This is a genomic window from Halpernia sp., from assembly GCF_048269545.1.
Classification (GTDB): Bacteria; Bacteroidota; Bacteroidia; order Flavobacteriales; family Weeksellaceae; genus Halpernia.
On record NZ_JBLXIJ010000005.1, the window covers coordinates 1 to 12,083 of the forward strand.

Sequence of the window (12,083 nt, forward strand, 5' to 3'; positions counted from 1 at the left end):
TCTATTCGCATTGTCATTCAAAAATGGCACATAACTTGTTTATATGTATCATAAAATGATACATATCCACCCAAATTAGGTGGGATATGTATCACTTCCGTGATACTTTATTATATAGTAAATGTAAAAAAATTATTTCTTTAAATCATAATATTAATAACAAAAAAGTGAATAATAATTTCAAACTCTCATTTATAAAACCATCGTTAACTGCACGCGTTTCCGGTCTTCATCTACTTCCAAAACCTTCACCATTACTTGCTGCTGCAATTTTACGACTTCATTGACGTCTGACACAAAACCTTCTTTTAATTGGGAAATATGCACAAGGCCGCTTTCTTTGATTCCCAAATCAACGAAGCAGCCAAAAGCCGTGATGTTGTTCACAATTCCAGGAACGGTCATTCCTGCTTTTAGATTTTTTATGGATTTTAAATTGGGGTCAAACTCAAAGACTTTTGCAGATTTTCTCGGGTCTAAACCGGGTTTTTCGAGTTCCTTTAAAATATCCTTTATGCCTAAAACCCCGATGTTTTCAGAAATATAGTTTTCGGGATTTATTAACTTAATTTTCTCTTTATTGCCAATCAGTTCTTCAGATTTTAATTTTAAATTTTTTGCCATTTTTTCTACCAAATCATAAGTTTCGGGATGAACGGAAGAATTATCCAAAGGGTTTTTTGCATTGTGAATACGCAAAAACGCAGAAGATTGCTGAAAGGCTTTTTCACCCAAACGCGGTACTTTTTTCAATTCCTTTCGGCTTTGGAAAGCACCATTTTCTGTGCGGAAATTCACAATATTTTCTGCCATTTTTTCACCGATTCCAGAAACGTAGCTTAATAGAGATTTACTTGCCGTGTTTAGATTAATTCCGACAGAATTCACGCATCGCATCACTACAGAATCCAGTTCGTTTTTTAATTTTAATTGATCCACATCGTGTTGGTATTGTCCGACTCCGATTGATTTTGCATCAATTTTCACCAATTCCGCCAAAGGATCCGACAATCTTCTGCCAATGGAAACCGCGCCCCGAACGGTGACGTCATAATTTCCAAATTCTTCTCTAGCAATTTTACTCGCCGAATAAATAGACGCGCCCGCTTCGGAAACCACGAAAACCTGTAAATCTCTGTCAAAGCGGATCTTTTTAATGAAAAACTCGGTTTCCCGCCCCGCCGTTCCGTTGCCAATAGAAATCGCTTCTATATTATAAGCGGATATTAAAGATTTAATTTTTTTCACCGCCATCGCCGTTTCGTTTTGTGGTGGATGTGGGAAAATAGTTTCATTGTGCAATAAATCACCTTTTTCATCCAGACAAACCACTTTGCATCCCGTTCTGAAACCGGGATCAATCGCGAGAATTCTTTTTTCGCCTAAAGGTGGCGCGAGCAATAACTGGCTTAAATTTTCCGCAAAAACCTGGATTGATTTTTCATCGGCTTTGGCTTTGGCTTCGGCTAAAACTTCGGTGGAAAGGGAAGGTTCGAGTAGTCTTTTATAAGAATCTTCAATGGCTAAATAAATCTGTTCGGCACTTTCTGAATTATTTTTTACGATGGATTTGTCGATAAAATTTAAAGCTTCATTTTTATCGACCTCAATTTTCGTCCGGACAAAACCTTCAGTTTCAGCGCGAAGAATTGCCAACAAACGGTGTGAAGGAATTCTATTTAAACTTTCCTGCCAGTCGAAATATTGCTTGAATTTTTGTGCAGCATCTTCTTCTAATTTTGTTTTAATCACTTTTGAAGTTATTAAAGCCGTTTTTTGAAATAATCTACGCAAGTTTTTTCGGACATAAATATTTTCATTAATCCATTCTGCCATAATATCGCGCGCGCCTTGGAAAGCTTCATCAACAGTCTGAATATTGTCGTTTAAATATTTTTGTGCTAATGAATTTAAATTGGAAGAATTTTGCGCCATAATGATCTTTGCGAAAGGTTCTAAACCATTTTCCCGCGCAGAATCGGCTTTGGTTTTGCGTTTCTTTTTAAAGGGTAGATAATAATCTTCAAGTTCCTGTAAGTCGAAACTGCTTTCAATTCTTTGTTTTAAATCTGCTGTCAAAGCATCTTGCTCTTCCATAGATTTTAAAATATTTTCTTTACGTTTTAAAATTTCAAAAAACTGGTGATTAAGTTTATAAATATCTTCAATTTGCACTTCGTTTAAATTTCCTGTAGTATCTTTTCGGTAGCGCGCGATAAAGGGAATCGTGCAATCTTCGGAAAAAAGTTTTAAAGTGTTTTCAATACTCTTAGAAGAAATATTAATTCTTTCTTGGATGAAGTTTATATTGGTCATTTTAGAAATTTAAAGTAACAAATGTAATGTTTAAAGGATTTGTAGGCAATTATTTAATTTAGTAAATATTCAATTTTAAACAAAGAATTATAATAATAATTACATTAATAATAATTCACGAAAAATGATTACTTTTGCACTCGTAAAAAATAAGTATGCAAAATATTAGAAATATCGCAATTATTGCCCACGTTGACCACGGAAAAACAACTTTGGTTGATAAAATAATCCATGCCACAAGTGTTTTTAGAGATAATCAGGAAACTGGTGAATTAATAATGGATAATAACGATCTTGAAAGAGAACGTGGAATTACCATTTTGTCTAAAAATATTTCTGTGATGTATCACGGTACAAAAATTAATGTAATTGATACGCCCGGTCACGCCGATTTCGGTGGAGAAGTAGAGCGTGTTTTGAAAATGGCAGATGGTGTTTTATTATTAGTAGATGCGTTTGAAGGTCCGATGCCGCAAACGCGTTTCGTTTTGCAAAAAGCTTTAGAATTAGGTTTAAGACCAGTTGTGGTAATTAATAAAGTGGATAAACCCAACTGCAGACCAGAAGAAGTTCACGATCAAGTTTTCGACTTATTTTTTAATCTTGATGCAACAGAAGAACAATTGGATTTTCCAGCTTTTTATGGTTCTTCTAAACAAGGTTGGTTTAATACCACTACAGAACAAACAGAAAATATTTTCCCATTATTAGATGGTATTCTGCAATATGTTCCCGCTCCAGAAGCTAAAGAAGGTCCACTTAGAATGCAAATTGTTTCTTTGGATTTCTCTTCATTTTTAGGAAGAATTGCGATTGGTAAAATCATTCAAGGTTCTGTAAAAGAATCTCAATGGATTGGTTTGGCGCAAGAAGATGGCAAAATTGTAAAAGGAAAAGTAAAAGAATTATACGTTTTTGAAGGTCTTGGAAAGAAAAAAGTGCAGGAAGTAAAAGCAGGTGATATTTGTGCAATTGTAGGTTTTGATAAATTCCAAATTGGTGATTCATTTGTAGATCTTGAAAATCCGGATCCATTACCAAGAACGGCAATTGATGAGCCCACTTTAAACATGACGTTCTCAATAAATAATTCCCCTTTCTTTGGAAAAGACGGAAAATACGTTACATCAAATCATTTGAAAGAGAGATTGATGCGTGAGTTAGAGAAAAATTTAGCTTTAAGAGTAGAACCAACTGATGATGCAAATACATTTTTAGTTTTCGGACGTGGTATTTTACACTTATCTGTTTTAATTGAAACTATGCGAAGAGAAGGCTATGAAATGACCATTGGACAACCGCAAGTAATTATAAAAGAAATAGATGGTGTAAAATGTGAACCTTATGAAAGTATGGTGGTAGATGTTCCTGCAGAATTTGCTTCTAGAGTTATTGATTTAGCAACGCAAAGAAAAGGTGATCTTCATATTATGGAAACAAAAGGTGAAATGCAGCATTTGGAATTTGAAATTCCATCTCGTGGATTAATCGGTTTGCGTTCTCAAATGTTAACTGCAACTGCAGGAGAAGCAATTATGGCACACCGTTTCTTAGAATATAAACCTTTCAAAGGTGCAATTCCAGGAAGAAGTAATGGTGTTTTGGTAAGTAAATCACAAGGTCCTGCAACTGAATATTCTATTGCAAAATTACAAGATAGAGGTCGTTTTTATGTGGATCCAGGCGAAGAAATTTATGGAGGTATGATTATCGGTGAGCAAAATAAACCGGGAGATTTGGTTGTAAATATTGTAGAAGCAAAACAATTAAACAACATCCGTGCAGCTGGGAAAGATAAAGATGGAAATATTGCACCGAAAACATTATTCTCTTTAGAAGAATGTATGGAGTATATTCAGGAAGATGAAGCGATAGAAATTACGCCGAACTTCATCAGAATGCGTAAAAAAATCTTATCTGAAGAAGAAAGAAAAAGAAATGACAGAATGGCGAAATCGTAATTCTCATTAAATATAAAAAATCCGTCCCGAACAATTCGGAACGGATTCTTTTTTGGGTTTATTTATGAAATGATATAATTTAATCTACTACTTTTATTCCACTTGCCATAAATCTTACTTCTTGTTTTGGTTTTGTAATCATCGCAATTTCTTCTTTGGATTTTTTCGCATCTTCTGCGTAGTGTTTTAACTCTTCTACAGAAGTCATTTTCAATTCTGCGTTTCCGGTTAATACTACGTTTTTACCATTTAAAGCTAAAGGAACTAAGAAAGCATGATCTTTTGTTTTTACAAAAAATCGATTTTTGCTGTCTGTTTTTATTGTTAACCAACAACCTTCTTCTTCGCAAACTTGCGTCACTCTTCCTTTGATGGAAACATTTTCTATCTTATTGTTTTTTAATAATTTTTTTTCTAATTGGGTTGCACTTATTGCATTTTTTACAGACGTTTCTGTGACCGCAGCTCCATAGATTTCTCCAGTTAATGCTTTTCCTTCGGGCGGCCCGCTCTTTTTTGCCTTTTCGGTTTGTGCAAAAGTCAAAGTGCTAAAAGATAATATTAAAGCTAAAAATATTTTTTTCATTTTTCTTAATTTTGGTAAAAATAGAACTTTCTTTTTAATTTTTATTAAAGGAATTCAGAAATACGTATTAAATTATCTTGAAAAAAATTATATTTGATAATTCAAAATAAAAACTAATGAATAGAAAACTGAAACTTTGGGATGCCGTTATGCTTGTAATGGGTTCTATGATTGGCTCTGGAATCTTTATTGTGAGTGCAGATATGATGCGAAATTTAGGTTCTGGATTTTGGCTCATCGTCGTTTGGATTATTACCGGAGTAATGACAATTGCCGCTGCAATTAGTTATGGAGAACTTTCCGCTTTATTTCCAAAAGCTGGCGGACAATATACTTATATCACAAAAATATTTGGAAAAATGTCAGGTTTCCTTTACGGATGGGGACTTTTTACCGTCATTCAAACTGGAACAATTGCCGCTGTTGCAATGGCTTTCAGTAAGTTTACCGCTTATTTAATTCCAAGTTTAAACGAAGCGGCACCCATTTTTCAACAAGGAGAATTTCAAATCACTTGGATTCAAATTCTCTCAATTTTTGTTATTATTTTTCTTACATACATTAATACCCGAGGAATTAAAAATGGAAAAATTGTTCAAGATATTTTTACAGCAGCAAAGATAATCGCTCTTTTGGGAATTATTTTTCTCGGTTTTATTTTAGTTAAAAATTCACATTGGTCAGAAAACATGAGTTTTGGAACTCAAGTTTTTCAAAATTTAAAAAATACGTCATGGCAACCCATTTCTGGTTTGGCTTTAATGGGCGGAATTGCAGCTGCGATGGTTGGTTCCGTTTTTAGTTCTGTGGCTTGGGAAAATGTAACTTTTATGTCGGGGGAAATAGAAAATCCTAAAAAGAATGTTGTAAAATCAATGGTTTTGGGAACTTCCGTTGTAATGGTTTTGTATTTATTAATCAATTTAGTTTATTTGAATGTTTTAGATCGTGACGGAATTGCTTTTGCCTTAAAAGATAGAACTGCAGTTGCTGCGTCACAACAAATTTTCGGTGAGGTGGGAACAATTATCATTGCAGTTTTAGTTATGATTTCTACTTTTGGTTGTATTAATGGGATGGTTTTCGCTGGTTCTCGTGTGTTTCAAACTATGGCAAAAGATGGTTTGTTTTTTAAAGCAGCAATAGAAAATAATAAAAATGGAGTTCCGGGAAAATCACTTTGGATGCAATGTTTTTGGGCGTGCGTTTTAGCATTGAGTGGACAATATGGTGATTTACTAGATATGATTTCATTTGTAATTGTACTCTTTTATATGATTACCGTTTTTGGCGTTATTTATTTAAGATTTAAAAGTCCGGAATTGGAACGTCCTTATAAAACGTGGCTTTATCCAATTACACCATTAATTTATTTATTAATTGGAACTACGTTTTGTGTTCTTTTAATTTTCTACAAACCACAATATACATGGCCCGGATTTATTTTAATTCTTCTTGGAGTTCCAGTTTATCTTTTCATAAATAGAAATAAAAAGAATATTAATGAAATTGAAGAAATTTAATTTTATAAAGTTCTATTAAAAATCAATTTTTCAAAATAAATCAAAAGAAAAAAGCTTATCAAAATAATCTGATAAGCTTTCTTCTAAACCATGAAAATATAACTTATTGCAAGTTTATATAACCTTTCATTGTTGGATGGATACTGCAAAATAGAGAATCACTTTGTGTTGGAACAAATGTCCAAGATTCGCCTGGTTGAAGAAGAGGTGATGCCCATTTTTTACCGGGTAACTGCGTCACATTATGAGCAACAATATCATTATTCGTAAAAATTAGTGTGTCGCCCGATTTTGCTTCAATAACATTTGGTGTAAATTTCATCCCCACAATCGAAATCTTTTGTGTTTCTGATGGTTTAAGTGTTTCCTCAGTTTGTGTTGTTGTAGCTTCCGGTTCTATATTGGCTGGTTCTGTTTTATTACAGCTCGCAAAAGTGAGCGCAATACACACAAACCAGAAGTTTCTAAATTTAAATAACTGGTTCATTTTCTTTTATTTAAGACTTTTTTGTAACATTTTTGCATGTTCTAAATGTTCTTTGAAAAGTGGAACTGCACTTTGCAATAAGGCTTTTAATTCTGCATTTTGTGCTTGTGGAATTAAAACGGTTTCTACGGCAGAAATTACTGCAGTATGATATGCAACTTCATTATCTACATAAGCCTTATCAAAAGCTTTGCCTTTTTTAGATTTTAAATCTTTTTTTGTTTTTTCAGCTTGTGCATTTAATGATTTACTTACTGCATTATCTTCTGGCGTAACTTTTAGTTTTGTTACTAATTTTGTAGCCATACCAATTATTGCAGAGTGATCTGTTGCCATCGTTTTTGCAAATTTTAAAACTTGAGGGTTTTTGGTTTTAGATTCTGCAATCTTCGCATAATTAATGTCTATTTGATTCGCGGTTACTGCAACATGTGCAATTTGCGCATCATTAAGTTTTGTAGATTGTGCATTTGCATTTGAGCTTAATAAAATAGCACCTGCAAATGCGCCGGCTGCTAAAATTAAATTTTTGATTGGTTTCATAATTATGAAATTTTATAGGTTAAGAATTATTTGTACAGTAATTAGATACAGAAACTAAATTTAGGATACAAAAAATTTCATATTTTAGACAAATAAATAAATGGCTCCAATGAAGAATTTTTACTTATTATTATTCTGTTTCTTTTCACTTGCTTTCAAAGCTCAAAAAGACAAAATAAATTTTGAAGAAATCAAAACCAATGTGCAAGATTCTACTTCTAAATATTTTTATGAAAGAATAGTTTTCAGATTTCAATATGATCCAACTTTGCTTGATTCTTTGGAAATGAAACATTTGTATTATGGAAAATTTTATTCTAAATATAAGAGAGATGGTTTTAATTTTGACAAATTCGATTTTGTAAAAAATTTTAGAAGCAGAGATTCTGAGGAAAATATAAAAAAAGCAGATCAACTTTTATATAAAGATCCTACAGATTTAGAAGTTTTAGCAATTGTATTACAAGTTTTTTCTAAAGAAAATAGTGATAATAGAGAATTTGGTTTACGTGCGATGCAACTTCGGCGCTTGCTGGAAACGATTTTGAAATCTGGATCTGGCGAAGATGAAAATTCTGCTTTCACGGTAATGTCAGTTTCTGATGAATTTGTTTTGGCAGGATTTTTAAAAATAAATTTACACACCTTTAAACGTGCTTCTAAAATGACAAAAGACGCCACTTTTGACCGATGGAAAGATGGAAAAAAAATGTTGATTTTTAGAATAATGAAAGATGAAAGTTTAGCAAAAGACTAATTTTATTTCTTCACTTTAAAACTCCATTTAAATTGAAATTTTGAAACGATTTCACCGAGTTCATTAATTCCTTCAGAAAATAAATTTATTTCTACACCTTCATTTGTTTCAATTGCTTTTTTCAAAACGGCATCTATTTCTGAACCTTGGTTGCAAGTAAATGTAATTTTCCCTGTCGCTTTTTTTGTAAATTCTGCAGATTGTTCCGTCACTAACATTGAAATTTTGAGTCCAGATTTTCTAATTTTTTCTGCACACATAATTCCTGTAGAAAATTCCGCCGCCATCCCTTGAACTGCCCAAAACATAGAATTAAAAGGATTTTGATTAAACCAAGCCAATCTAACTTTTGTGACGCATTCTGTTTCAGTTAAAGATTTTAATCTAACTCCTGCCAAAAAGGAAATTGGGATTTTTGCGAATAGATAAAGGTGAAATTGAAATTTACTCATTTTCAAAAATACTTAATTATTGAAGGTTTTCACAAAAATTCTCTATTTAATGAATAATAATTTTATTCTTCAGACTCATCTAAATCAACTTCTTCATTTAAGATTTCAACTGCTTTTTCAAAATCATCTTCATTTATGAGCAATTCATAATTTTGCGAAATAGGAAAAACTGCGACGTTATTTACATATTCGTTCTTAATATAAGAATCGATATTTCTAGACGCGAGTTTAGATTTCATAACTTCAATTTCGTAGAGAAAAGAAGATTGCATAATTGTTTTCATAATTTATTCTTTCAAGTAAAAACCGTCCCAAATTTAATTGAAACGGTTTTAATTAATTAAACTTTAGAATTATTTTGTAAATCCTTTGTCTTTTAATAAAGGTGCAATACTCGGATTTCTTTCCGCAAATTCTTTATATGCGACATTTAAATCTTTAGAATTACCAACAGATAAAATATATTTTCTAAATCTATCGCCGTTTTCACGTGTCATTCCGCCGTGTTTTGTGATATAATCCCATGCGTCAGATTTTAATAAATCGCTCCACATATAAGCGTAATATCCCGCTGCATAACCTCCTCCCCAAATGTGTGCAAAATAAGGAGTGTGATATCTTGGTGGAACTGCTTCTAAAGTGAAACCGTATTTTTTTAAAACATCTTTTTCAAATTCTAAAGTGGGTTTAAATTGAGATTTATCCGTTACAGAATGCCACATCATATCTAAAGTTGCAGCAGAAACCAATTCTGTGGTAGAATAACCTTCATTAAATTTAGAAGCTTTTTTAATTTTATCTACTAAAGTTTGTGGAATTGGTTCTTTGGTTTGATATTGTAAAGCATAATTTTTTAAAACAGAAGGTTCAAGAGCGAAAAATTCATTAATTTGAGAAGGGAATTCTACAAAATCTCTTGGAACCGAAGTTCCGGAAATTGTTGCATATTTTTGGCTTGCAAACATTCCGTGTAAACTGTGACCAAACTCATGAAACATAGTTGTAACATCATCGAAAGAAATTAATGAAGGTTTTCCTGGTGCTGGTTTTTGGAAATTAAAAACATTCACAATCACCGGTTTTGTTCCGTCTAAATAAGATTGGTTTACAAAATTATTCATCCAAGCTCCACCGCTTTTGTTACTTCTGGTGAAAAAATCCAAATAATAAATCGCGATAGATTTTCCATCTCTGTCGAAAACTTCATACGCTTTTACGTCCGGTTGATAAACTGGTAAATCTGGTCTTTCTTTAAAAGTAATTCCGTAAAATTCTTTTGCAGCGTAAAAAACACCTTTTTCTAAAACCGTATTCACTTCAAAATAAGGTTTAATTTCATTTTCATCTAAATCATATTTTGCTTTTCTCACTTGTTCTGCATAGAAATTCCAATCCCATGGTTCAACTTTGAAACCACCATTTTGAGAATCAATTAAAGCTTGAATATCTGCTTCTTCTACTTTTGCTTGCGCCACAGCTGGAGTTGCCAATTGTGATAAAAGATGTAAAGCATTTTCTGGCGTTTTCGCCATTTGATCTAAAAGATTGAGTTCTGCATAAGATTTTTTACCCATCAAATGTGCTTTTTCCATTCTGAGTAAAGCAATTTTTTCTAAAGTTGCTCTTGTGTCATTTGCGTCACCTTTTTCAGCTCTGTACCACGAAGCTTTAAATAATTTTTCACGCGTAGCTCTGTTTTTTAAATTTTGAAGTAAAGGTTGTTGCGTCGTATTTAATAAAGTCAATTGGTACATTCCGTCGTGACCAGAATCTGTCGCGTCTTTTTTTGCCGCGGCTAATTCATCTGGAGAAAGACCATCTAATTCTTTAACATCAGAAATTAGAACTGCACCATTTTTACGTGCTTCTAATAATTTACTGGCAAAAACTGTAGAAAGTGTTGCCAATTCTGCATTTATCTTTTTCATTTTCACTTTCTGTGCATCAGTAAGATCTGCACCTGCAAGTTCAAAACGCTCTTTATAAACTTCTATTAAACGCAAATCTTCTGCATCTAAACCTTCAGTTTTTATGGCTTTAATTCTGTTAAAAATGGAAGAATTTAAATAAATTTTGTCGTTATGTGCAGCAAAAATCGGCGCATAATCTGCTTCAATTTTTTGTAAAGTTGGATTGGTGTTTGAACTTGTAAGATTATAAAAAACCATCGTTGCTCGTCCTAAAACTTTACCGCTATTTTCTAACGCAAGAATTGTGTTTTCAAAAGTTGGTGCAGCTTTGTTATTTGCTATTGCTTCTATTTCTGCTTCGTTTACTTTTAAACCATAATCGAAAGCGGGTTTAAAATCTGAATCTTTAATTTTATCAAATTCTGGCGCTTGATATTGAAGTGAACTTTTTTTGTAAAATGGATTGCTTTTAATGGAAGCATCTGCCATTGTTGTAGAATCTTTCATAGGTGTAGAAGCAGTTGGTTTCATAGTAGAACAAGAAATTCCAAGTCCTAATGATGAAAGTAAAACTACCGATGTAATATTTTTCATTGTTAAATTGTTATATTTTTATAGGTCTAAATATACTATTTTTATCTAAATTTATTAACTTAAAATAATCAACTATGAAAACATCCTCATTTTTTTTCTTAATTCCTTTAGCTTTAATCACTTCTTGTAGTATAAAAGTTAATGATAAAGATTCTGACGGTGACAGTTTTAGTAATCTTTTTTCTAGTTCAAAAACCATTAATGGAACTGGAGAGTTTCAACATAAAACATATAATATGGATTTTGATGCCATAAGAGTTTCCAGCGGAATTCACGCCGAAGTTATAAAATCTGATGTAGAAAAAATTGTGATTTCTGCACCCTCAGATTTATTAAATGAAGTTTTGGTAGAAAAAAGCGGTGGAGAATTAAAAATACATTTTAAACCAAATTTAAATATTAGAAATTCTTCATCAGTAAAAGCAACCATTTTTGCAAAAGATTTTAGTGGATTAACTGCAAGTTCGAGTGCTAAAATTGTAGTCAAAGATAAATTTACCCAAGATAAAATAGATGTAAAAGCTTCTAGTTCGGCAGATATTACAGGAAATTTAGAAGCTAATAAATTCAGTCTTCAAGTTTCAAGCAGTGGTTCATTTACAGGAAAAATTTGGGCGATAGATTTTTCTGGTTCTGTTTCCTCTTCCGGTGATGCCGAAATTTCTGGTTCCGCCACAAATACTACTTTTCACGCTTCATCTTCAGGGAAATTAGATGCGACAAGATTTAATACAAAAAATGCAGATTTGCAAGCTTCTAGTTCTGGAGATATTTCTATGCAGGTTTCAGAAAATTTGAGTGGTTCTGCAAGTTCAAGTGGTGATATTAATATTGAAAAAACTGGTTCTTTGAAAACTCAAAATATTCAAAAAAGTAGTGGTGGAGATATTTCTATTAGATAAATATAACTTTTGCATAATTATTTAAATTAATTCGTAACATATTAAAAACATT

The 12,083-nt window shown here is 32.3% G+C and carries 11 protein-coding genes; 4 read left to right on the forward strand and 7 right to left on the reverse strand.

Annotated features, from left to right (window positions below):
* Window positions 1-192 precede the first annotated feature (192 nt).
* The gene (locus tag ACN0WB_RS07530) at window positions 193-2,316 is read right to left on the reverse strand and encodes a Tex family protein (RefSeq protein ID WP_417430432.1); all 2,124 of its coding nucleotides are present in this window, start codon (window positions 2,314-2,316) and stop codon (window positions 193-195) included.
* 155 nt (window positions 2,317-2,471) lie between these two features.
* On the opposite strand from ACN0WB_RS07530, the gene typA reads away from it, so the two are divergent.
* Window positions 2,472-4,277: a translational GTPase TypA gene (typA, locus tag ACN0WB_RS07535; protein WP_417430434.1), complete on the forward strand. Its 1,806-nt coding sequence runs from the start codon at window positions 2,472-2,474 to the stop codon at window positions 4,275-4,277.
* A gap of 79 nt (window positions 4,278-4,356) precedes the next feature.
* On the opposite strand, the gene ACN0WB_RS07540 is transcribed toward typA, so the two are convergent.
* The gene (locus ACN0WB_RS07540; RefSeq protein ID WP_417430436.1) at window positions 4,357-4,863 is read right to left on the reverse strand and encodes a DUF4920 domain-containing protein; all 507 of its coding nucleotides are present in this window, start codon (window positions 4,861-4,863) and stop codon (window positions 4,357-4,359) included.
* Window positions 4,864-4,979: 116 nt separating this feature from the next.
* Between ACN0WB_RS07540 and ACN0WB_RS07545 the strand changes: the two genes are divergently transcribed.
* On the forward strand, window positions 4,980-6,386 hold the full coding sequence (locus ACN0WB_RS07545) for an APC family permease (RefSeq protein WP_417430438.1): 1,407 nt from the start codon (window positions 4,980-4,982) through the stop codon (window positions 6,384-6,386).
* Between the two features lie 103 nt (window positions 6,387-6,489).
* Here the strand turns inward: ACN0WB_RS07545 and ACN0WB_RS07550 are convergent, their stop codons facing one another.
* Both ACN0WB_RS07550 and ACN0WB_RS07555 read right to left on the reverse strand, forming a co-directional pair.
* Window positions 6,490-6,837, reverse strand: a complete 348-nt coding sequence (locus ACN0WB_RS07550; protein WP_417430439.1) for a cupredoxin domain-containing protein — start codon at window positions 6,835-6,837, stop codon at window positions 6,490-6,492.
* A 42-nt stretch (window positions 6,838-6,879) separates the two neighbouring features.
* Window positions 6,880-7,416, reverse strand: a complete 537-nt coding sequence (locus ACN0WB_RS07555) for a DUF4142 domain-containing protein (protein WP_417430440.1) — start codon at window positions 7,414-7,416, stop codon at window positions 6,880-6,882.
* Window positions 7,417-7,525: 109 nt separating this feature from the next.
* Between ACN0WB_RS07555 and ACN0WB_RS07560 the strand changes: the two genes are divergently transcribed.
* A complete protein-coding gene (locus ACN0WB_RS07560; protein ID WP_417430442.1) occupies window positions 7,526-8,173 on the forward strand; it encodes a DUF4919 domain-containing protein in 648 nt (215 codons plus the stop codon).
* 2 nt (window positions 8,174-8,175) lie between these two features.
* On the opposite strand, the gene ACN0WB_RS07565 is transcribed toward ACN0WB_RS07560, so the two are convergent.
* From ACN0WB_RS07565 to ACN0WB_RS07575, 3 genes are all read right to left on the reverse strand, one after another.
* Window positions 8,176-8,625 (reverse strand): DUF4442 domain-containing protein, encoded by a 450-nt coding sequence (locus tag ACN0WB_RS07565; RefSeq protein WP_417430444.1) that lies wholly within the window; start codon window positions 8,623-8,625, stop codon window positions 8,176-8,178.
* 62 nt (window positions 8,626-8,687) lie between these two features.
* Complete coding sequence (locus ACN0WB_RS07570) at window positions 8,688-8,909, reverse strand: putative signal transducing protein (protein ID WP_417430446.1); 222 nt, start codon at window positions 8,907-8,909, stop codon at window positions 8,688-8,690.
* 69 nt (window positions 8,910-8,978) lie between these two features.
* Entirely contained in the window at window positions 8,979-11,129 is a 2,151-nt protein-coding gene (locus ACN0WB_RS07575) for a M3 family metallopeptidase (RefSeq protein ID WP_417430448.1), read from the reverse strand.
* 74 nt (window positions 11,130-11,203) lie between these two features.
* Between ACN0WB_RS07575 and ACN0WB_RS07580 the strand changes: the two genes are divergently transcribed.
* Complete coding sequence (locus ACN0WB_RS07580) at window positions 11,204-12,031, forward strand: head GIN domain-containing protein (protein WP_417430450.1); 828 nt, start codon at window positions 11,204-11,206, stop codon at window positions 12,029-12,031.
* Window positions 12,032-12,083: the final 52 nt, after the last annotated feature.

Coding starts and splice junctions, on each gene's coding strand:
- ACN0WB_RS07530 (WP_417430432.1), bottom strand. CDS start 2,316: ATGACCAATATAAACTTCATCCAAGAAAGAATTAATATTTCTTCTAAG.
- typA (WP_417430434.1), top strand. CDS start 2,472: ATGCAAAATATTAGAAATATCGCAATTATTGCCCACGTTGACCACGGA.
- ACN0WB_RS07540 (WP_417430436.1), bottom strand. CDS start 4,863: ATGAAAAAAATATTTTTAGCTTTAATATTATCTTTTAGCACTTTGACT.
- ACN0WB_RS07545 (WP_417430438.1), top strand. CDS start 4,980: ATGAATAGAAAACTGAAACTTTGGGATGCCGTTATGCTTGTAATGGGT.
- ACN0WB_RS07555 (WP_417430440.1), bottom strand. CDS start 7,416: ATGAAACCAATCAAAAATTTAATTTTAGCAGCCGGCGCATTTGCAGGT.
- ACN0WB_RS07560 (WP_417430442.1), top strand. CDS start 7,526: ATGAAGAATTTTTACTTATTATTATTCTGTTTCTTTTCACTTGCTTTC.
- ACN0WB_RS07565 (WP_417430444.1), bottom strand. CDS start 8,625: ATGAGTAAATTTCAATTTCACCTTTATCTATTCGCAAAAATCCCAATT.
- ACN0WB_RS07570 (WP_417430446.1), bottom strand. CDS start 8,909: ATGAAAACAATTATGCAATCTTCTTTTCTCTACGAAATTGAAGTTATG.
- ACN0WB_RS07575 (WP_417430448.1), bottom strand. CDS start 11,129: ATGAAAAATATTACATCGGTAGTTTTACTTTCATCATTAGGACTTGGA.
- ACN0WB_RS07580 (WP_417430450.1), top strand. CDS start 11,204: ATGAAAACATCCTCATTTTTTTTCTTAATTCCTTTAGCTTTAATCACT.